At 48.0% G+C, this 20,420-nt stretch carries 12 protein-coding genes; 8 read left to right on the forward strand and 4 right to left on the reverse strand.

From position 1 onward, the window contains the following. Positions 1-20: 20 nt before the first annotated feature. The 3 genes from J3491_RS00225 (at position 21) to J3491_RS00235 (ending at position 8,442) form a co-directional block, all read left to right on the forward strand. Complete coding sequence (locus J3491_RS00225) at positions 21-2,057, forward strand: DUF11 domain-containing protein (protein ID WP_075102137.1); 2,037 nt, start codon at positions 21-23, stop codon at positions 2,055-2,057. Between the two features lie 133 nt (positions 2,058-2,190). Next, positions 2,191-7,500, forward strand: a complete 5,310-nt coding sequence (locus J3491_RS00230; protein ID WP_207968802.1) for a DUF11 domain-containing protein — start codon at positions 2,191-2,193, stop codon at positions 7,498-7,500. 171 nt (positions 7,501-7,671) lie between these two features. Next, complete coding sequence (locus J3491_RS00235) at positions 7,672-8,442, forward strand: hypothetical protein (protein ID WP_207968803.1); 771 nt, start codon at positions 7,672-7,674, stop codon at positions 8,440-8,442. Between the two features lie 161 nt (positions 8,443-8,603). On the opposite strand, the gene J3491_RS00240 is transcribed toward J3491_RS00235, so the two are convergent. The 4 genes from J3491_RS00240 to J3491_RS00255 all read right to left on the reverse strand — a co-directional run bounded on the left by J3491_RS00240 (position 8,604) and on the right by J3491_RS00255 (position 13,264). After that, complete coding sequence (locus J3491_RS00240) at positions 8,604-9,296, reverse strand: TetR/AcrR family transcriptional regulator (RefSeq protein ID WP_075102140.1); 693 nt, start codon at positions 9,294-9,296, stop codon at positions 8,604-8,606. A 233-nt stretch (positions 9,297-9,529) separates the two neighbouring features. Continuing rightward, complete coding sequence (locus J3491_RS00245; protein WP_207968804.1) at positions 9,530-10,549, reverse strand: endonuclease/exonuclease/phosphatase family protein; 1,020 nt, start codon at positions 10,547-10,549, stop codon at positions 9,530-9,532. 282 nt (positions 10,550-10,831) lie between these two features. Beyond that, positions 10,832-11,344 carry a hypothetical protein gene (locus J3491_RS00250; protein ID WP_075102142.1) on the reverse strand — a complete coding sequence of 171 codons (513 nt, stop codon included), beginning with the start codon at positions 11,342-11,344 and terminating at the stop codon, positions 10,832-10,834. Between the two features lie 261 nt (positions 11,345-11,605). Beyond that, positions 11,606-13,264 carry an FGGY family carbohydrate kinase gene (locus tag J3491_RS00255; protein ID WP_207968805.1) on the reverse strand — a complete coding sequence of 553 codons (1,659 nt, stop codon included), beginning with the start codon at positions 13,262-13,264 and terminating at the stop codon, positions 11,606-11,608. Between the two features lie 697 nt (positions 13,265-13,961). Here J3491_RS00255 and J3491_RS00260 point away from each other — a divergent pair. The 5 genes from J3491_RS00260 (at position 13,962) to J3491_RS00280 (ending at position 20,409) form a co-directional block, all read left to right on the forward strand. Then, positions 13,962-15,599, forward strand: a complete 1,638-nt coding sequence (locus tag J3491_RS00260; protein WP_243455986.1) for a TolC family protein — start codon at positions 13,962-13,964, stop codon at positions 15,597-15,599. A 110-nt stretch (positions 15,600-15,709) separates the two neighbouring features. Further along, the gene (locus J3491_RS00265) at positions 15,710-16,576 is read left to right on the forward strand and encodes a YihY/virulence factor BrkB family protein (protein WP_207968807.1); all 867 of its coding nucleotides are present in this window, start codon (positions 15,710-15,712) and stop codon (positions 16,574-16,576) included. A gap of 45 nt (positions 16,577-16,621) precedes the next feature. Continuing rightward, positions 16,622-17,815, forward strand: a complete 1,194-nt coding sequence (locus J3491_RS00270) for an HlyD family secretion protein (RefSeq protein WP_207968808.1) — start codon at positions 16,622-16,624, stop codon at positions 17,813-17,815. 3 nt (positions 17,816-17,818) lie between these two features. Further along, positions 17,819-19,219 (forward strand): ABC transporter permease, encoded by a 1,401-nt coding sequence (locus J3491_RS00275; RefSeq protein ID WP_207968809.1) that lies wholly within the window; start codon positions 17,819-17,821, stop codon positions 19,217-19,219. Beyond that, positions 19,219-20,409 (forward strand): ABC transporter permease, encoded by a 1,191-nt coding sequence (locus J3491_RS00280; protein ID WP_207968810.1) that lies wholly within the window; start codon positions 19,219-19,221, stop codon positions 20,407-20,409. The genes J3491_RS00275 and J3491_RS00280 overlap by 1 nt, the downstream gene beginning before the upstream one ends. The last annotated feature ends 11 nt before the right edge of the window (positions 20,410-20,420 follow it).

Consider the following 20,420-nt stretch of genomic DNA (forward strand, 5'->3'; position numbering starts at 1 on the left):
CCCCTTAGGAGAGTTACCGCATGAGAGCGAAATTATTTAAACATTCCGTGTTAACCGTTGGTGTCATCGCTGCGATGGGCACAGCAATCAGTAGCAATGCTGCCAATGTCACTTATGATCAAAACAATGCATTTAAAGTCAGAAACATCGCAACAGCGACATATAAAGTCGTGGGTAACGATACAACGCAGACTGCCGAATCGAACGAAGTCACCGTCAATGTCACAGAAACTGGGGCCTTTAGCTTAATTCCTACTTCAGTGGATAACGATCCTAATGACGATCTGAATAAAGATCAAAACATTGCGCCAAAAGCCGGCGCGACTGTAAACTTCAATCATACGCTCAAAAACGATGGTAACGTCGCCGATACCTATCAGGTAAATATTGGTAATGCTTCAAACGATCAATTTGACTATGCCATTGCCAAAAGCATCATTACCTATCAAAAAGTAGATGCCAATAACAACAATATTGGTGGGGTTGAGACCGTCGCCAATGGAGGCAATATCGCGCTAGGTGCTGGTGAGTCTGCGAAGATTACTATCGCTGCCACCACTGATGCTGCTCGTACCGTTGGTAAAAACGGTATTTTGACCGTATCGGCAACCAGTGCTTATCTAAATGGTAAGGGACAAACTGCAACCGCCAGCAACACTGATAACGCTATCACCACGACCCCTATTTATGCCATCACCAAGTCTGCAGTGACCAATTTGGGCACTCGTAATATCGACTTGAATAATGCCAATGCTTATGTTGATTACACCATCAGTGTGACCAACGAAGGTAACGCTGACGGCACAGACGTCACTATTGAAGACGCGCTACCAAACGGCTTGATGCTTATCAAAAATGGCGAGGCCAATTACACTGCCCCTACCATCAAGCGTAATGGCACTGTCGTCAATATCACCCCTTCTGTCACCGACGATAAAATCACCTTTGCTGGTGTAGATATCGCTAAGACACAAACCATCACTGTCACCTTCCGTGCAAAAAAATCCACCAATGCTTCTGTGACCAGTGATTTTGTCAACTACGCGGTTGTCAAAGATGATGTCGATGGCGATGGTACGTTTGACTTGATCGATAACTCAGGTGACAAAACACTAAACGGCACGCCAGAAAACAACTACGAAGACTCAAACCTACCTGCAGATCGTGACGGCAAAGACAATAACGACAATGCCGCGGTAACGCCGACCAGTCAAAACCGTGAGCTGACAATTACTGCCTCTGCCGACAAAGAAGTGGCGCTACAAAGTCAAAACAATGTGTACAACTACACCATCACCAACAAAGGTAGTGATGTGACCGAAGCGGCCAACCCAGGTGAAGTATTGTTTACTGTACTGCCAACCGATGACAACCAAAAAATTAATATCGGCCAAGTATTCGTCGACGCAAACAACAATGGCAAATTGGACAATGGTGAAACGATACTGACTGCCAACCCAAACAACCAGTACGACCTAAACCAAGCGGCACCAAATGGTCTAGTATCTGCTAAAGGCAATACTCCTGCAGGTTCAGTTGTCATCGGTGTTGTGGTAAATACCAACGGTTCAGGTAGCAAAAAATCTCCAAACGTCACTGACATTGGTACCTCTGAAAAAATGACGATCACTGTACTACCGCAAACGGTGATCAATGGCACGCCAGCACCTGCCAATGTGAATACCACCTCAACCACTACCATGCAAGGCATTGATTTGGATAAATTCCAAGCAGTGGCAGCGTGTGGCACAGCGCCAACAGCGATTACTAACTGGGTTACCTCTGATATCAACGCCACTGCTGGTGCTTGTATTTTTTATAAACTAGAAGCCATCAACACCTTTACCAACACTCAGATTAACAATGTGGTGTTGTCAGATACGCTCAAAAGCACTACATATCAGAATGATTTTGCCTCTGATACCTCTGCCAACTCGCCAGTGGCAACGCCTAGCATCAACGGCAGCTTGATAACTGGTACGTTTAGTAAATTGGTCGGAAAAGAAGTGGGGAATGTGTATTTTTCTGCCAAGATTTCTCAGACAGGCACAAACTAAACCCTAATCCACCATCTTAAACATTATTGATATTTTAGGCGCTTTCTTCACCCACGGTCAGGAAAGCGCCCCTTACTCCTAAACATTTGGAGCGGTTTTATCATATTTTCTCACATAAGTAGGATTACTAATTATGCGCCAAGCCGTATTTTTGTCTCGTAACCCACGCTATCAGACCGGTGCGTTGACTACGCTGGCAGCGTCGATGCTACTTATGCAAGCAAATATCGCTCATGCCGAAAACGGCAAGGGTGTGATTGATATCGACAATATCGCCAGTGTCAATTATGTCGTGGCCGATGGCAGCCCTCAATCAGGCACCTCTAACAATGTAAAAGTCAAAACCTTTACCCTCCCTCAGTATGCGATCAGCCTCACTCAGCCGCCGATGCAGACCATCGAGCGCGGTGACACTATCGAGTGGGTCAATGTATTATCCAATAATGGCACTTATGATGAGATCGTCACCTTAAGCTACGACTATCCAAGCAGCTTGTCTAATTTTAAGGTTTATCAAGACCTGAATAAAAATGGCCGTATTGATGATAATGAGTCCGCGCTGCGCAATCCAAATCAAATAAAAATCGGACAAGGTGAGAGTATTCAGCTCATCATCCAAGCGCTGGCTGCAGCCGATGCCGCAGATGGTGACACCGCAGATATTAAGCTCGGTGCCGTCGTGGCAAACGATGAGTCAGTGATTGCCTCAGCCACAGATAGCTTGGTCATCGTCGAGCCTAACATTCGCTTTACCAACGCTGATTTTCTTGGTGATAAAGACACCTCTCAAGTGGGCAAACGCGTCTACGCCGAAGCAGGTTACGCTCAGTGTAATGCCCAGTATGATAAACCTGATCAAATCTGGGTGACAATAAAATCTCCTCAGACTGGCGATAGCTATGCGCTAAAGGGCATAGAGACGGGCGACAATACGGGTAAATACCACCTATCTGCCGCCACGCAAGACAACGCCAACGCTATTAATGATCAAGTCATCCAAACATTGCAGGGCGATGACTTAGTCATCAGCTTAGACGCTTGTATCGCACCTTCAGTCGGCTTAAACGAGCAGCCGTCCACTGCTGACTTAAACTTTTTGACAGAAAACATCAGCAGCCGCATTGCCATCATCGATGATGCTCCTAGCTTGACGGTACAAAAAGAAGCCGATGTCAAAGCTGCTGAGTTTGGCGACTACGTCAATTACACAATCAGCGTGACCAACGATGGTAAAGCAACCGCTTACGATGTAAAGCTAAAAGACGCACTGCCGCGCGGCTTTGATTATGTCAAAGGCAGCGTACGTGTCGACAAAGGCACCAGCAACGTTGAGATCCAACAAGCACAAACGACAGAGTTTAGAACAGATGGCAAATATCAGGTTCTAACCTTAGGCGATCTGACTGCTGGAGAAACCAAAAATATCACTTATCGCGTGCTCATTGGCTCATCAGCATTAGGCGGCGACGGTATCAACCGCGCCATTGCACAGGGTCGCGACTCTAAAGCTGGCGGCACGACCATTACCTCTAGAGAAGCGCAGTGGCCAATTGAGGTCAGCCGCGGGGTGATGAATACGGACGGCATCATCATCGGCAAGGTCTACCATGACATCAACCGCGATGGTATCCAGCAAAAAGAAGATGGTGAGCTGGGTGTCGCTGGTGTGCGCATCTATATGGAAAACGGTAACTTTATCGTCACTGACCCTGAAGGTAAATATAACTTTTATGGCGTGAGTGCCAAGACGCATGTGCTAAAGGTTGACCGCACAACCATACCTAGAGACACTGAGCTGGTTATTCAAAGTAACCGCAATGCTGGTGATGCTGGCAGCCGTTTCGTTGACCTAAAATATGGCGAACTGCATCGCGCTGACTTCGCTATCGTCGGTGGTATGAGCGATAGCACAGATCGTCTAAATGCAGAGCTGGCAGAGCGTAGCAAGAGTATAGGTACAAAAAACGATGCTTTAGAAAAAGCGATACAAAACGAGCTGACTTTAGAGCCTGATTACAACCGTGATAGTACAGACGATATCGAGGCCAGCGGCTGCAAATCTAATGATGTCTTAGATCAAGGTATTACATGCGATTCGGCGATCGTCAATGACATGACTACACCTAGTGCTGAGCGTATAGAAATGGCTGTCAACACCATCAAGCAGCCAAAAGCTGAACTGTTAGAAGAGTTCCTAAAAGAAGTGGCAAGCAATGAGGTTGCTTTTATTAACTTGAGCAGCGGTCAGCAGCTCGCTTCACATAAGCAATTGGTTCAAGTACAAGCGCCATTGGTCTCAAACTTTACCCTATATGCCAATGGCAAGCCCGTATCCGAACAGCAAATCGGTAAAACCGCTGAGCAAGAAAAACAAAAAGTCATCGCTTTTGACTATTATGCCGTCGACCTAAAGCGTGGACGCAATACTCTACGCGGTGTGGCTACTGACGTGACTGGCAAAGTTATCTCAGAGCAGACTATTGAAGTGCTCACTCCTGATAGCTTACAGGCGATTGATTATCGTACCCAAGATAGCTTAGTACCAGCCGATGGCGTCAGCGAATATCAAATCGTCATCAGTCTAAAAGACCGTGATGGCCGTCCTTATGTCGCCTCTACCCCGATGACCATCGACACCAGCATCGGTCGGATCAATTTGCCTGATAGCAATAAAGACCAGGCTGGCACCCAAGTCACCGTCAATGGTGGCGAGCTGCTCATCCCCGTCATCGCGCCAAGTGCGCCGGGCAAAGGTGAGCTGGTCATCGATACGGGTAGTAGCAAGCAAGTGGTTCCACTACAGTTCACTGCCAAGCTGCGCCCGCTGATCGCTGTGGGTATCGTAGAAGGCACCATCTCACTCAAAGACTTTGATGGCAGCAATATCACAGATGCACAAGGCGCATTTGAGCAAGAGCTGCATGAAATATCAGGCAATGATAATTACTCTGCCACTGGTCGTGCAGCAATGTTCCTAAAAGGCAAAGTACGCGGCGATTATCTGCTGACACTGGCCTATGATAGCGACAAAAAAGGCGAGCGCCTGTTCCGTGATATCGAGCCGGGCGAGTATTATCCTGTATATGGCGACTCATCGGCCAAAGGCTTTGATGCCCAATCGACCAGCAAGCTTTATGTACGTGTCGATAAAGGCCGCTCGTTTGCGATGTACGGTGATCTAAAAACCCAAATCGACAACGATGAAGGGATTGAGCTTGGTCAGTACAATCGCACCTTGACTGGTCTAAAAGCGCAATTTGAGGACGATAATACCCGTATTACCGCCTTTGCTGCCGAAACCAGCACCTCACAACGCGTCAATGAGACTCGTGGTCTTGGTATCTCAGGCCCTTATCCCCTTGGCGAAGACTTTGATGCGGTACTTGAAAACTCAGAGACGGTCGAAGTCATCACTCGTGATGCCAACAACTCAGGGCTTATTATCAGCCGTAAAACACTGACCCGCTTTGCCGATTATGAAATCGACCCGATTAGCCGCAGTTTATATCTAAAATCGCCAATTGCCAGTCTCGATATCGATGGCAACCCGATCTACCTACGGGTGACGGTCGAGGTCGATGAAGGTGGCGAAAAATACTGGGTAGGTGGTGTGGCCGCCAAGCAACAACTGACTAAAAAAGTCGCTATCGGTGGTAGCTATATCCATAGTGATGACCCACTTAATAAAGAAGAGCTGGCGAGTATTAACAGCGTTATTAAGTTTAACGACAAGCTAAAACTGGTCGCTGAATATGCTAGCAACAAAGCAGAAAACCCCAATTACGACCCCAGCAATCAGATCAACAGCAATGAGCTTACTGGCAATGACGTCGAAGGCGACGCTTTCAGAGTGGAGCTTGATTATGATGATAAGAAAAACACCCGCGCCAAAGCCTATTATCATGATGCCGATATAGGGTTTGTCACCGGTGCATCGCCGCTAACCGCTGGCCGTAATGAGTCTGGCGTAGAAGTCACCCATACCTTTAATGACAAAAGTACCGCCTTAAAACTAGAAGGTGTACGCACAGAAGACCACGCCACTGATGCCAGCCGTGAAGGCGTACAGGCCAGTGTCGAACAGCGCCTGAGCAAAAACATCGTGGGCGAAGTTGGTCTGCGCTACTATAAGCAAGATGCCACGGCAGCCTCACGCAATACGCAAGCGGCAACTGATGTGGTAAATATCACTGATGATACGGTATTTAACGATGACATCATCAATCAATCAGCGCTTAATGGCGTCAGTGATACAGATAAAGACATCGAGGGCACCACCGCCCGCGCGCGTATTACCGCGCGGCTGCCTAAACTTAATAACGCTTTGGTATTTGCCGAATATGAGCAAGATATTGACAATAGCGAGCGCAGCGCCACCTCTATCGGCGGTGAGACAGCGCTGGGTAACCTCGGTCGCTTGTATGCGCGTCACGACTTAATCAATAGCTTATCTGGCAGTTATGGCCTTGATGATACAGACGAGCGCCAGCGTACGGTCGTGGGCTTTGATGCTACCTACATGAAAGACGGCAAAGTTTATAGCGAATACCGCATGCGTGATGCCATCAGTGCGCGCGAAGCCGAAGCTGCTATCGGTCTCAAAAACAAATGGTACGTGCAAGAAGGCCTGACCCTAAGCACGTTGTTTGAGCGCGTCGAATCGCTAGAAGGCGAGACAGCCAATACAGCAACCGCAGCGGGCATTGGCGTCGAATACTTAGCCAAAGAAAACTACAAAGCCTCAGGACGCTTTGAGAAACGTTGGGGCGAGACCAGCGACACCTTATTAGGAAGTGCAGGCATCGCCTATCGTTATACTGATGACATTACCCTACTTGCCAAGGACATCTACTCACAGGTCGACTATGATGATGGCCATCGCACCATCAACCGTTTTCAGTTAGGCGCTGCCTATCGCGACTATGATAGCAATCAGCTAGACATGCTAGCAAAACTTGAGTACCGCTTAGACGACAATGCTACTGGCACTGACCAATATCAAAAAGATACAACGATATGGTCGTGGAGCGGCAACTACCATCCAACGCGCGCGCTCACCCTCTCTGGTCGCTATGCGGGCAAATATACCCAATATGACGCTGATGATATCGTCAGCGAAAATACCGCGCATGCTGCCTATGCACGCGGTTTATATGACATCAGCGAGCGCTGGGATATAGGCCTACAAGCCGGTACTTACTGGAATAAGCAAGCGGATGATATGTCATATATGCTTGGGGCAGAAGTCGGCTACAGCCCGATGACCAACCTATGGCTGTCACTTGGCTACAACTTTATGGGCTTTGAAGATGAAGATATCGCTTATGACGACAGTACGCAAGAAGGCGCTTACTTTAGATTACGCTTTAAGTTTGATGAGGATTTATTCAAACGCGAAGACCCACGCAAAAATAAGCGTTTGCCGAGCAACGCGACGCTATAATCTAACAAAACTGTCGTCGCTCTGAGCTGCGGCAATTTTTTCATTACTGTACTGATATTTTTCAGTTGGCTCATATATACTGATAAACGTTTGATATAGTGATTAGGGTATGTCCTGATATTGACAAACACTTAAAAATAAAACCGATTGCCTGAATAAAAGGGTTGTAATATGTCGAAGTCTGCCAGCACAGTAGCCACCTACAAACGCTCTTTTTATACGGCACTGTCCACAGTATTGCTACTCACGTCTGCTTCATCAGCATTGGCAGCAAGCGACCGTGTCAAAGCGAATACACTGATAAGTAATGACTACTGCCATAGCAATTTAGAAAATCATATCCCTTCTTATCAATACCAAAGCGCCGAGCAGCAGGCATTGAGCTGTATGCTCACACAGGTAAAACCCTATCAGCAAGCGGATAAGACAGCACACCAGCGCTACTGGGCCTACAAAGCGCAAGCATGGCTGAATTACGCCATTCATCAAGACAGTATCAATAGTCGCTCTACCGCTGGTGCCGACGCTGCCCAAGCGGCAGAGTCCATACTGCACTCATTAAAGAATGGCACAGAAAAAAATATCAGCCTGTATCAAGACATCCCTGCGATGTCTGCCTTGATGCGGCCAGACCTATGGGCAACTATAAGTGCCCTCAAAGACAGTGACGGCATCGCTGTTGCCCCGCGTGAGATGGCGTTTAGTGAAGTGGCTCTGATTTGGGCGGCCACCAATCAATGCGCGCGCGGCAGGCGAGAGTCAGGGATTCATTTTCGCATGGCCGATCGCTGGCTTGAGCAAGCACGCCAAGCCTACGTCAATTCTCACGACTCACAGACCAATGTTGCCCTGCAAGCGCGTATCGTTCGCTATTATGAGGCGTACGCCCCTCTTGACTCAGGAGAAGACACATGTCATGGGCAAGCGCTCTCTCCTATATAAGCCACCTACCCTGCTAACTAATCACCAAGCACCAAGCACCAAGCACCAAGCACCAAGCACCAAGCACCAAGCACCAAGCATAAGTACAGACATAAAAAAGCCGACTATGCAGTGAGCATGTCGGCTTTTTCTTTGCTATTTGACCAGTAGCATACTGTCAACTAACGGTTTTTACGCGGTAGTTTTTCTGGCAAATAACAGCGCAAATAAGCGATAAATGCCGTATTTGCTTCTTGAATATAGTCACTGGTGATGCTTTGATGACGACGATAAGACAAAGTAAAGATCGCATTGACGATGCTATAAGCAATCAATAACGTGTCTTGAATATCATCAAAGTTCGGCATCTCATAGCGCTCTGATAAGCGCTTATACACCAAGTCTATGATTTGATGATCGATATCTTCACCGAAACTGTCTCCTTCAAAATCAGGCGTATTGGTGTCATAGATCAGCTTGGCTTTGGTTTCATCATTATGAAAGATTGTCACGCACTTATCGATCAACGCGGTCAAATACCCCTGCCATCTGTCGTAATTGCCGATATCGACCGTCTCTACCATCTCTAATATCTCGATTGCATTCAAAAAACGCAACGCTAAAAATATCGCTTCGATATTAGGGAAGAAATGATAAGCAGATGCGCGCGGAATACCTGCCTCTTCGCACACCGCTGCAAGGGTAATATCGTTAATAGCATGGGTTTCGCTTAGCTTTTTGGCACCAGCCAATAGCTTTTGACGGCGTGCACGACCCTGCTGACTGGTAAACTTAAACTTATTTGGCACTAGCTTTTTGGCCAGCTCCGAATCTACCAATACGTCTTCAATCTTTTCGTCTTTATTTTCGCTCATTGTAAGTCTCTTAATGTTACGCCCTATTTTATAAATACGGTCTTTATTGAAAGTTTGGTCTTAAATAAAAAACAACGATGATTGACTAACAATAAGTCATTACTATCATCGCCACCCCTTTCAATAAGGAGGCATCATAAACGCTTGTATACTATCAAGCAAGGCAGTTTAGTGGGTTAAAAATAATATATGAGTCAACAACATAACAATGTCGATATAACTGTATGATACTGCTAATTATTTAGTTTGATTTTCGCTCTTATAATACCATGATCGATGACCCTATCTGCATAATCCCATTTTAAATGATCATTAAAATAGTCCACCCGCTCTACCTGACCGAGGGAAAACTTGCTATCAGGTAAGAACTCTTCTGACACAAATAATTGATCGATGACCTCTGGCATACCTTGGTAAATATGAGTATAAGCCACATCTTTCATCCAGCCATAACGCGCTTGAATACGGGCAGCATCAAATAGTGCGACATCGCGCATGCTTTTATCATAATTGACCTCGCCCGTCTCCGTCATCAGCTGCGTGGTGACGCTATTCGTCACATCATTCATGTCACCCAACAAAATCAGCGGCTCACGGGTATTCTGCAAACGCTCGATGATAGACATACGAATCGAAGCCGCTTCGGCCGCACGCATACAAAGACTTCGTAGCTTGGCACGGACCCTGATATTAGGGTCATCCATATCTTCTAGCAAGTTGCCGGCCTCATCACGCAGGAAAAAAGCACGTTTGCTTTTTAGATGCGCGGTGACGATGGTGATTGGCTGACCATAAGCATCAACTCGCACCATCAGTGGTGGCCGATTAAAGCGCTGGTAGAGGCCCACATCAGGGACATCAATCACCGCCTTCGGTGCCACCTCCTGTAACAAACTGACCTCTAACGGCTCAAAACGGCTGATCATGCCTACCGCTGGTGTCTTTTGGGCACCCTGCCCTTGGGTATGAGGGCTGGCCGCATCATTGCTTGCCAGCGGTGCGATGACGTGCTTTGCTTCAAAACCCAAAGACGCCGCCAGCGCTACTAAAGCGGCACTATCCCAAACTTCTTGTACAGCGATAATATCGGCATGAGCCTTCGCCAGTAGCTCACTGATACCGCGTAGCTTATGATTGTATTCAGTATCATTATAAGCAGGGGCATTGTCATAATAAATGCGATTGGGATTTGCAAAGTTCAATAAGTTAGCAGTCGCGATATAAAATTGATGATTATCAGCCTTATTATTCATATATTCCCTATTATTTTTATAATGTCTGATATATTCATTAACATCCATACATAATAAACTTTTTTCATAAAAAAAGCTTCCAAAGATGCCTTCGGAAGCCTCAAAATAACATAAATAATATAAATAAAAGCGATTGAAAGAAACTAATGTACAATTAAACTCTCTGCTGTAACGTCATAGTAAGTTCTTATAATACTGCTTAGTTTTTAGACTGTTACGCCTTTTTATTTATATTTTTTGATGAGTTTTTATAAGACTTTTAGTGTCTTATAAAGAAGCCAGTTAAGAAACACGGTTCCATGCATCGCGTGAGGCTCGGCGAGCATCATTCCACTCTAGGCGAGACTCGCCTTTTACTTCATGCCATGAGCGCTCTAAGTCAGCTTCGTGGTCTTCAAAACGCGCATCGGCTGGATAGCGCGCACGATTGGCGTAGCCTACTGCATATGCTGGGTGCAAATCACGATCAAAATCTAGGCCATCGCGATAGTAGTCTGCATTGGCATACTCAGCGCGCCAGTATGCTTCTTCACGTGTCGGATCGATCGCTTCTGCAGCTGCATGACCGGCGCCGCCACCGACGACCGCACCAATCGCGCCGCCAATTAGTGTCCCTAGCGGCCCTGCCATTGTACCAATAGCCGCGCCCGCTGCTGCACCGCCAACACCGCCAACACCTGTGCCAACAGGATGGGAGCCTGGCTCACCGGTAATGATGTCTGCGTTTAGGTCTTTTTTAGACTCTTTTGACATGTGTTTTACTTCACTGCGATCGATACCGTCATGGTTACTCATAATATTATCCTTAAATTATTTGTTATATTTTAACTATTCAGACCGCCAAGCTTGCGGACTTGTGAATACCATTAAAGTATAGGAATTTATGAATAAGCTTCGATAGACGCGTTATGTAAACTCTGTCCCACTTCAGATTGCCTTACGTTACAGCCTGTATCTTTCTCACGTTCGTGTACGGCCGTTTCAGGTTTTCAGTAATACTCCTTTATTGATTTTATCGTCTCCTTAATTTTCTATATCATTATTTATCGCGTTGTTTTATAGCGTCATTAAGGATCGTTTGATGGCTTGCTGCCATTTACTCAGATGCTGCTCACGCATATCTGCCGACATGCTCGGCTCAAATATACGCTCTACTTGCCAAGACGCTTGCATCGTGGTGTCATCATACAGCCCTGTTTTTAGACCCGCGAGCATTGCTGCACCTTTTGCGGTGATTTCTGTGTCCCTAGGACGTAGCACCGGCACATCCAGTAGATCTGCCTGAAACTGCATCAGCAAATCATTATTGGCCGCGCCGCCATCTACCCTGAGCTCTGTAAGCGGATGGGGGCTGTCTTTTTGCATTGCAATCAGCACATCATAGGTTTGATAAGCGACCGCTTCTAGCGCTGCACGAGCAATATGCGCCTTAGTAGTGCCGCGGCTCATCCCAGTGATACTAGCGCTGATATCAGAGCACCAATAAGGCGCGCCAAGTCCTGTAAAAGCTGGCAATAGTACCACTTCCTCACTACTGTCTACTTGCCGTGCCAAATCCTCCACTTCACCACTTGTCTTAATCATACCCAAATTATCTCGTAGCCACTGGATAATGGCACCTGCCATAAACACACTACCTTCCAAGGCATAGGTCACTTCTTTTTTTGGTGGCTGTAATAGGCGCATACCTGACTGAACGATTTGGTCAAATGATAAGTTATCTGGGCGCGTTGGGCTGGTTTTTCGCTGCCACGCGATGGTGGTCAGCAGTTTATGTTCGCTGATTTTTGGTTGTTTGCCTATGTTCATCAGCATAAAGCACCCAGTCCCGTAGGTGTTTTTGGCCATACCCGCGTCCAGACAGCCTTGGCCAAAGAGCGCCGCTTGCTGATCGCCCAATACCGACTGAATGGGTATTTGCTTGGCAAACAGGCCTTTTTTGGTCTTACCAAAATCTCCGTCAGACGGCAAAACGGTGGGTAGGATGCTCATGGGTATCGAAAAACGGGCACACAGCGCCTCTGACCATGCCAGTTTATGAATATCAAACAATAACGTCCGAGATGCATTGGTCACATCGATGACATGCTCGCCACCAGTCAGTTTGTATATCAACCAGCTATCGATGGTGCCCACCGCTATCTCACCTCTACTGGCGCGCACGCTCAGCTTAGGGTTGTTTTCGAGCAGCCAAGCGATTTTGCTGGCGCTAAAATATGGATCGAGGCGCAGGCCAGTCAGGCGCTGCACCTCTTCTGCCATGCTATGCTGCGCGCCGCTATTGAGACCCGTGTCGCTACCTGCAATCTTGCTCAATGCGCTTTTGCCCCGTACACCGCTGTCAGACTCGCCGCGACTTGCAGGCTCAGCGGCCAGAGTTTTGCAATAGCTGGCCGTACGCCTGTCTTGCCAAATAATCGCTGGCGCTAATGGCTTGCCGGTTTGTTTGTCCCACATCACAATAGATTCGCGCTGGTTGGTGATGGCAATGCTACTGACATCGGTGGCCAGCAGGCCTGCGAGGTTGATCACATCGTGCGCACAGCTAATCTGCGTCTGCCAAATTTGCTGGGCATCTTGCTCCACAAAACCTGCCTTAGGTGTCTGCAAGGTCGTCGGTTGCTGCGCCATCTTAATGGGGCGGGCGTGATCGTCGTAGAGTATCGCTCGGCTCGATGTCGTGCCTTGGTCCAAGGCCAATATATATCCTGCCATTACCTGCCCCTTTTTTACTGATATGCTAAATAATCGTCAGCTCAGTTTACAATATGTCCTGAGTCTGTCCTATTCTGAGTATAGTCGATGTACTCTAAAAAGAGCATAGCGCTACTGGGATGCTATTTTTAAACGTCGGTTGCGCAGCCTCTGGGAACGCAGCACGCAAGTAAAATTTATACCAGTAGCGCGTTTAAGTTTATATAACCGTTTCATTTTCAACTGACTATATGTCCTATATAACGCTAAGTCTTCTATTTTTGATGTTAGGTTTATGATACCGATTATAGCGCGGTATTTTGCCGGCACTGCTTGCCCTATGTATAGCCATCTTTTGCGCGGTTTGATGTCTATTTATTTACTGTAGCTGATTGTCTATCATAGCGCTATTTAATACACAATAGAAAAAGTCAAAATACTGAGCATTGACCCGTCACGATTGAGGCTCTACAGTGTGCTCATAATAGGGCACATCCTCACTTATTTGCTTTGGATGAATAGTCTATAATAAATGTACAATGCTATCTGCTGCCGGCTTGCGATATGCAGTCATACCCGTAGCAATCTGTATACCAGTGTACTTTTTTATTCAGGTCTGATGGTCTTGAATCATACCTTGCACTCTCATTAACGGCTTATGTGACTTATGAAATTTGCTTTATCGGCTCTCTCTATTGCTATGACGACGGTGACTCTAATGAGTGCATCGATAGTTACCCATGCAAACACAGACACTCATGTAAACCCCACGGCAGCGCCTAGCCACGCCAGCTCTCAAAATGAGATACAAACCATCACGCAAATCGTTGAGGCAGAGGATAGCGCGGCGCATATTCAGGCAACCGACGACATCCGCATCACACACAGTGCGATGAGTCATGACCATAAGCGTACGACAAAGCCCTTAAGTACGCTTATCGACCCCATCACGCATAAGACAGTGGACAACAGCTATGCGCTGGATGTGTCTAGTTTTTTGAGCCTTGAGCAAGCACAAGACATCTTATTGCAAGTCTCACCCAAGATCGCGGCCAATGATGCAGCCATCGCCGCCAGTGAATACCAAACCGACGCTCTCAAAACCTTAGACAACCCACTGGTGTTTGCGCGCGTCTCAGCCAGTGCCTACCACCTCGATGAGGATATCGATTTGTCTTCACTCAGAAGCGGCATTGTCAATGAGATCAATAACAGCGTCGATGGCATTGTCCCGCCGCCTGTCCCAGATTTGCCAAACTTCGGTGAGCTCGTCGGCGAACGCCTGCCGGATTCTTATGATTTTAAGCGATCAGGCGAGACGACCAGTGCTGGCCTAGGCGTGGCGTGGCCCATCTATACCGCCGGACGCACCGCAGCTCTAACGGGAGCCTCCCGCGCCCGTACCCAAGAAACACTCGCAGACAGCATACTGGATAAAAACGCACTATATAACACATTAATCGAGCGGTATTTTAAAGCGCAGCTTGCCATCATTGCCGCCTATTTACGCGATGATGCTTATGACACGTTAAAACAGACCGACCATATGGCCGAGCGCTTGTATGAAGAAGGCTTTATCTCTCATGTCGATAGACTAGAGGCACAGTCGGCGCTGGCAGATGCCAAAAGCGAAGCTGTCAAAGCCAACAACGATGCTCGCCTTGCGATGATTGCACTACAAAGACTGCTGCGCACTGACTACCGTATCAAGCCCACTACGCCACTGTTTGTCTCCAGCCGCCCGTTGCCTGATGTCAGCTACTTTCAGGACTTGGCGCTCAACAATCACCCAGGGCTACAAAAAGTTGCAGCCAAGCGCGCGCAGGCGCAGCAGCTACATGCCTTGTCCGATACAGGCTACAAGCCGACGATCATGCTTTATGGCTACGGGCAAGTTGAAAAAGACCCAAGCTGGGTCGCTGGTGTCTCTGCCAGCTGGAAACTGTGGGGCGGGCTCGACAAAACCGCATCACTGGCCTCTAGTAGCGCGCAGATTCGTCAAGCCGACTTGTCTGAGATCGAGGTCAGTGACAACTTACTCCTGCTGGTCGAAAAAAACTGGCATGATGTCAATAATGCCCAAGCACGCTATCAAGCCCTGCAGAGCAATGTAGATCTGGCCGCAGAGGTGCTGCGCTTACGCCGTTTGGGATTACAAGAAGGTGTCAATACCACGATAGAGGTGGTACAAGCACAAACACAAGCGCTCAAAGCCCGTACCGAGCAGGCACAAGCAGCACATGACTATGTACAAGCACTGGCCGCCCTGATGCAAAGCTGCGGCACACCGTTGGCATTCAATGCTTACCTCAATGCCGCTGACATTCAACTGCCGACTTTATATACTCAGCAATAAAAAAACAAATAACCATAAAAAATCACAACGACTTAAGTAAGCTACCGTCATTTACTTAACATGGCTGATAGAGACACCTAACCTTAACCTTTAGTATGAATGATTGTTTTATGAAAAATCTGACTGCTACCTCGACCCGCAATTGGCGACAGACGTTACTAGAGACGTGGCGTATTGCCAATACCTCAAACGTTTGGGCACACTGCGCAAGCGTCGGTTATTTTGGTTTTTTGTCGATTTTTCCAGTCATGGCTGTGTTTGTGCTGCTGTACGGCTTGGCGTTTTCGCCCGCCGAGATGCAAGAGCAGATATCACTGCTACGCCCCTTTATACCTAATACGGTATATGACGTCTTAGATTCGCGCCTAAGCGATCTGGTCTCTAACACCGCCTCTACCCTCACTTTTGGCCTGACTGTTTCAGCCTTACTTGCTTTATATGCAGGCTCCAAAGGGATTAAATCATTAATCATTCTTATCAATCTGGCCTTTCATATCAGCCAAGAGCGCGGTTTTATTCAAGGCACCATACGCGCCCTTGGTTTGACCTTGGCGGCAGTGGTGGTTTTGATTATAGCCATATCCTCTATCGCGATTATTCCTGTCGCCGCCGCTTATCTGCCCTTCCCGCAAGTCGCCAAGACAGTGGCGCTTTGGAGCAGATGGCCGATACTGGCAGGCATTATATTTTTATGCTTTTTGGGTTTATACCGATTAGCGCCCAATCGGGACGCGGTCGCGCTAAAAAAACTGGTGCCAGGTGCGCTGGTAGCGACCGTCCTTTGGATTGTGCTGTCGATATTGTTTTCACTGTATGTACAAAACTTTAATAATTATAGCGCTGAGTTTGGCGCGCTTTCGGCTGCTGTGGTCATTATGCTATGGCTGTATTATTCAGCGTTTATCGTCGCCTTTGGTGCTATTTTTAACGCTGAGACGATCGAAAACGCCAAGCCTTATGCGATTCGTGTGTATTAATATCCTCTTTGTTTTCAACTTTGTTGCTTTAGGACTCTCACCGTCATGACTGAATTTCCAAACGAATCAGACGACTCACGCAAACTCCCTGATTCTGATGAATCAGCGCGGCCTCATGATGCACAGACGCCAACGGAGTCTGTAAAAGAGACGCCTGATGACAGCCCAGCACCAGCCGTGGCCGATTATTATCGCGGCACGCCAAAGTCAGATAATGCAGCCATGCGAAAAAAAGCCCTACTGGCTGGCGTGGCACTCATCATCATTGCTGTCATTGCCTATGGCCTATACAAAAGCACCGCGCAAAGTGAGCCGCCGCTTGTGACGCTGCAAGGACAGATGCAAATGCAGCAAACGTCTATCGCCGCAAAGGTGCCAGGGCGCATCGCTCAAATCTTAGTTACCGAAGGTGATGACGTCACACCCGGCCAGCAGCTGATTGAAATGGACTCGCCTGAGATCAACGCCAAGATCGCTCAAGCACGGGCAGGCAAGCAAATGGCTCAAAGCCAGTTGGATAAAGCCGAAAACGGCGCGCGCCCGCAAGAGATTGCGCAGGCAAAAGCGGCATGGCAGGCCAACAAAGCCGCCTCTGATTTGGCACAAAACACCTATCAGCGTGTCAATCGCCTTTATAAAGAAGGCTTGATGGCACGGCAAAAACGCGATGAGGCTTATGCACAGTATCTGGCCACCCAAGATCAGACCGAAGCGGCGCGGCTGCAGTATGACTTGGCATTAGAAGGTGCGCGCAGTGAGGATAAATCAGCGGCCACCGCACAAGTGGCACAGGTTGATGCCCAGCTTGACGAGGCTTTGGTCGCAAAAGAAGAAGCCAATCTTAAAAGTCCGATTGCTGGTATCGTTGATAATGTCATCGTAAGCGCAGGCGAAGTCGTCGGTCAAGGGGTGCCAATCTTGACGCTGGTCAACACCGACGATCAGTGGGTGGTGCTCAATGTCACCGAGTCGCATCTCAATCAATTTGCCATCGGTCAAGTGTTTACAGGCACCATCCCAGCGCTATCTTCTGCCGGCAAGCCCTACAAAAAACAATTTACCGTTTATGCCACCTCGACCCTCTCCGACTTTGCCACATGGCGACCGACCAATAACGATGATGGTTTTGATGTGCGCACCTTTGAGGTCAAGGCTCGCCCGACTGTGCCCGATGCTCGTATCCGCTCCGGCATGAGCGTCATCGTACCTATCGACCCAACCACCATGAGCCAAGAGTAAGCCATGCGCCTAACTCAGCTAAGTAAGGCTTTTATACGTAGCGCCGCCTATGAGCGGCGGTTTTTGCGCAAAAACCCATGGGACTTGACCATGGTGGTATGGATTCCCTTGCTCACCGTCTTGCTGATTTGGTGGATATTTTCGCAGACTCAGATTACCAACCTGCCTATTGGAGTCATTGATCAAGACAATGGCCCAGTGGCCAATACCGCCGTGCGCTATCTTGATGCCAGCCCAACGCTGAGCGTCAGACAGATGTATTATTCAGCCGCAGAGGCAGAATCGGCTATTTTGCAGCGCGATATCTACGCTGTTGTCATCATCCCTGAAGACTTCTCGCGCAATATCTTATCGAGCAAATCCGCACCGCTTATTTTACAAGTAAATGCCCAGTATGGCACGCACTCAGGTATTATTCAGACTGGTGTGCAGGCGGTTGCAGGTACTCTGTCAGCAGGTGTTGAGATTCAGCGCTTGATCAAACAAGGCATGGCACCATCACAAGCGGCAATCGCCTATTCGCCAATCAGCATACAACGCATCAGTCTGTTTAATGCCGCCACCGACTATCAGCAGTTTTTGGCCTCTACCGTGATACCAGCGCTATTACACATACTGGCCATGGTCATCGGTGCCACGACCATCGGCCGTGAGCTACGAGATAGGCAGCTTGGCCGTTGGTATGGTTTTATCGCCTCTGCTCAGGCTTATGACAATATTAGTGGCAGTATTAGTGATAGTGTTAGTGCCAATATTAGTGCCAATATTAGTGCCAATGTGAATAATAATGTAGCTGATAACACTGTGCAAAAGATAGCCGCGCTCAGTCAACCTGCAACTAAACTGCCAAATAGTGCCGCTAAGGACAATACCAATCAAAAACCTGTATCTACGCTGCCGAGCGTGCACATGGGTGTTTTGCTTTTTGGGTTGTTGGGTAAGTACTTTTGGCCGATGCTGACTTATGGTCTCTGGTCTATCTTGGCGCTGTGGCTGGCCACGCCGCAAGAGTCCGTAGCGAGCAGCGCTGTTTTTGCCACATATCTTGGCCTGCTGCTTTTGATGATGCTATCGTTTTGGCTGGGCGCTATTTTTACTTTAGGCTCTTTTTCATTACGTATGGGTTTGTCTGCCACTGGTTTTATCTCCGCGCCTTCGTATGCCTTTGCTGGCGTGACCTTTCCTTATATTGCCATCAGTGACAGCGCCAAGCATTGGTCAGATGCCCTGCCACTTACCCATTATCTTAAGCTGCATATCGCGCAGATGCAGATGCAAGCGCCTGTCGCCATTTCCCTGCCGATACTCTATGGCCTTGCCATCGCCACTGTCGTCGCTATGATGCTGACTACCCTACTCACCAAACGTGCACTGGCACATCCTGAGCGCTGGGGAGCACGCTAATGCCGCCATTATCAACAGATCATAACGCTAAAGGCACCCAGCCGCAGCCGCCAGTACAAGGCTTTTTTGCAAGCTTTTTTCAGACCCTAACAGACGTTTTTACGGACAAAGGCATTGTATTGATGCTGATTATTGCCCCCATTATCTATGGCTTTTTTTATCCGTGGCCATACTCATCGGAGGTCGTCAATCATGTGCCAGTCGGCATCATTGATAAAGACAACAGCGATTTATCACGCACCATCGTTCGTTATGCCAGCGCCAGCCCGCAGCTCGACACCAGACGGTTTTTAGACGAACAAAGCGCTAAGGAAGCCATTTGGGCAGATGAAATTGCAGGCTATATGGTGATCCCAAGTGGGCTTGAGCAAAACGTGCTGTCGGGTAAAGCAGCTAGTGTCAGTGTTCTTGGTAATGGCGGTTATTTTTTGCTCAACAAAAACGTACAGATGGGGTTTTTAAAAGCGGTTAGCACGGTCTCCGCTGGTGTCAAAATCACAAAGAGTGTCGCGCAAGGTGCCTATGCCCCGACAGCCGCACAAAACGCACAGGCCGTACCGCTACAGATTGTCCCACTATACAACCAGACAGAAGGCTATGGCGCTTATGTGGTGCCCGCCGTTTCTATTATCATCTTGCAGCAAACACTACTCATGGCCACTGCCATGCTCATTGGTACTTGGTATGAGCAGCGGCGGCATCAGACCAGCATTAGCGGCTGGCTTGGGCGCATCACAGCGCTTAGTGCACTAAGCTTTTTGATCGGCTGCTTTTATTATGGCTGGGCGTTTGAGCTACATCACTACCCACGCGGGCAAAATATGCTCGGCAGCCTGCTATTTCTTTTACTGTTTTGTCCGGCGGTGGCGACACTGGGCTGCCTACTTGGGCTTTGGTTTCGTCAGCGTGAGCGCAGCATGCAGATTTTGATTTTTAGCTCATTGCCGATGTTTTTTGTCAGCGGCTACCCATGGCCTGCCGACCAGTTGCCTACTTTCTTACAAATAGTGCGCTGGTTTATTCCGACTACGCCCGCCATCAATACCTCAGTCCAGCTAAACCAAATGGGCGCGAGTATCTCTCAGGTCGCGACTGGGTTTTATGCGCTAGCGGCCTTATGGATGCTGTATTTTGCGTTACTCATGTGGCTTCGCTGGTACAATGCGCCAAAGCATACGCAAATCTCTTAGCGGCTCGGCTC

This window comes from Psychrobacter halodurans, assembly GCF_017498075.1.
Lineage (GTDB): Bacteria > Pseudomonadota > Gammaproteobacteria > Pseudomonadales > Moraxellaceae > Psychrobacter > Psychrobacter celer.